Origin of the sequence: Legionella sp. km772 (assembly GCF_003989735.1) — a bacterium.
In the GTDB taxonomy this organism is placed as follows: Bacteria; Pseudomonadota; Gammaproteobacteria; order Legionellales; family Legionellaceae; genus Legionella.
In genome coordinates this window covers 1-2,119 of the sequence record NZ_RZGQ01000291.1, presented here as the reverse complement: position 1 = coordinate 2,119, position 2,119 = coordinate 1, and the positions used below count along the sequence as shown (strand labels likewise).

The window sequence follows — 2,119 nt, the reverse complement described above, 5'->3', positions numbered from 1 at the left end:
GCTCTCCTGGCCTATGGACTTGTGGATAAGCCATTCTGAGAGTAAGGTGAATGAACTAACAAACCGGGAATAGCTCTTATTTTTCCTGAATTTTGTTCCAGATCCCCGGACCTAGCTAATTGTCCCTATCGTGGTCGTTAGTGCTTTTCCAAAATGTAAGCCAATACCTAATTTCAAATCAGGTAAAGCGCCCTTTTTTATTTCTTGCTCAGCATGATGGATAATAGCCATTGCAGCTTTTACCGCATTAGCAACGTCATTTCCATTAGAAAGCGGTGCTCCAAATACGGCCATAAAACCATCACCTAAAAATTTATTAATTATCCCTTTATTGTGATGAATAATTTTTATCATGTGATCAAAAAGATTATTAAGGTAATTTACTACAACTTCGGGTTTATTTTCCTCCGCAAAATGAGTGAAATTTCTAATATCTAAAAACATAATACAAACAGGTAGGTACTCGGTTAAATTTGAATTCTTTGATAATAATTTAGTGACCACTTCTGGAGAAACATGTTTTCCAAAAATATCTTCAATTCTATCTCGTTCTTTTTGAGCTTCAAAAACTGAAAAAAGATGTTGTTTAATTTGGTTAGTTACAAATCCGGTAACAATACCGCCAATAAATAAACAAATTACCCGTGATACATAGGAAAAACCTGCTGTTAAGAAATTATCAATGTTTTCAATATAAGTATAATTCAATATGAAATAAGAAAGAGCACCATATTCAGCAGCTGCAACTAATCCGGAAAAACGGCATAGCCATTCATTTAAGGTTAGTGAAGAAAGAGTAATGAAAATGTAATAAACTAAAACCGAGGGCATTAAAAGAACATAAACAGGCGGTTGGACTAAGGTCGCTAAAATCATACCGATTGAAGGGATACTGATTTCAACAAAAGTATTAAAATATCTTAAAACAATTGGCATCCCTTTTTTCTTGGCTATATAACGACAAATAACCCTGCGAACCAATAAAAAATATAAGCCCACTCCCATCAAATAAGGAGGTAAATAGATAGTCGACACTTTGCTAATAGAGAAGCTATTGGGAAAAAATAAAATAAATAAGGCGCATAGCAACGACATTAAGCAAAAAATAATGCAAAGAATGGTTGTCCTTAACTTTTCAGCTTTTAGTACTTCAGCATCCATGGTGCTTTGATTCATAGGCGGCATAACCTGATCATCCCTAGACTTAAGTTAGTACAAATTAATTAACTAGATTTTCAAGAGAAGCGCAACCTCTCTGAGTTGCATTTCCTAAATAATCTATAAAATGACGTACTGCAGGGGTTAAGCCACGCTTGGATGAATAAATCAAATACAAGCATGCAGTTGCTAAAGACCAATCAGGCAGAAGACGGACCAATTGCCCTTGTGCTAGTTCTTGCTGACAGTATTCTAAGGGTAGCAGAGTGATTCCCATATTAGATAAAGATGCCTGTTTTAAAATAGTCCACTCATTGCTTTCCAAACGCGAAATTAAAGGAATATTTATTATCTCACCGGTAGGATTTGTTAATTGTAATTGACAGGTACCATCACTTTTGGTTTTTCCAAGCCAAGTATAATTAGGCAGCTCGTTGGGTGATGTGATTGGGGAAAATCCATTTAGATACTCAGGTGCCGCTACGAGACAATGCTGACTTTCACCTAGTTTTCTTATTATCAAATTGGAATCATTTAATTCATGAACTTGAAAACGCAAAGCGACATCAAAACCCTCCTCAATTATATCCACTTTCCGGTCACTGGCATAAAGATTAATCCGAACCTCTGGGTACAAGCGCATAAAATCAATAATAATTTGATTAAAGGCTGATTGAGAAAAAAGTGTTGGACAAGTTACATAAATTTTCCCCTTAGGCTTAGCTTGAGCTTGAAGTGCTACTTCCTGAGCAAAATTTGCTTGGTTTACCATTGCTTTACTGTAGTCATATACTAGATTGCCTACGTCAGTTAGGCTTAATTTACGCGTTGAGCGATTTAAGGGATGGTTCAAATCTACTGAACACTTCCACCAAATTTTGTAGTCATTTTTGAGAGCAGTTATCGACCAACGAATTGGTTTATGATACATAGTTTATCGCTAAATAAAAATAAGGATCAT

The 2,119-nt window shown here is 35.5% G+C and carries 2 protein-coding genes; both read right to left on the bottom strand.

Annotation, left to right across the window (positions count from 1 at the left end; all coding sequences use genetic code 11):
- Positions 1-111 precede the first annotated feature (111 nt).
- Positions 112-1,185, bottom strand: a complete 1,074-nt coding sequence (locus tag ELY15_RS15320; RefSeq protein ID WP_233586850.1) for an adenylate/guanylate cyclase domain-containing protein — start codon at positions 1,183-1,185, stop codon at positions 112-114.
- Positions 1,186-1,219: 34 nt separating this feature from the next.
- A complete protein-coding gene (locus ELY15_RS15315; protein ID WP_127101560.1) occupies positions 1,220-2,089 on the bottom strand; it encodes a LysR substrate-binding domain-containing protein in 870 nt (289 codons plus the stop codon).
- Positions 2,090-2,119 lie beyond the last annotated feature (30 nt).

Bases quoted from the DNA above. Each gene is read 5' to 3' on its own strand.
- ELY15_RS15320 (WP_233586850.1), bottom strand. From the start codon at position 1,185: ATGCCGCCTATGAATCAAAGCACCATGGATGCTGAAGTACTAAAAGCT.
- ELY15_RS15315 (WP_127101560.1), bottom strand. From the start codon at position 2,089: ATGTATCATAAACCAATTCGTTGGTCGATAACTGCTCTCAAAAATGAC.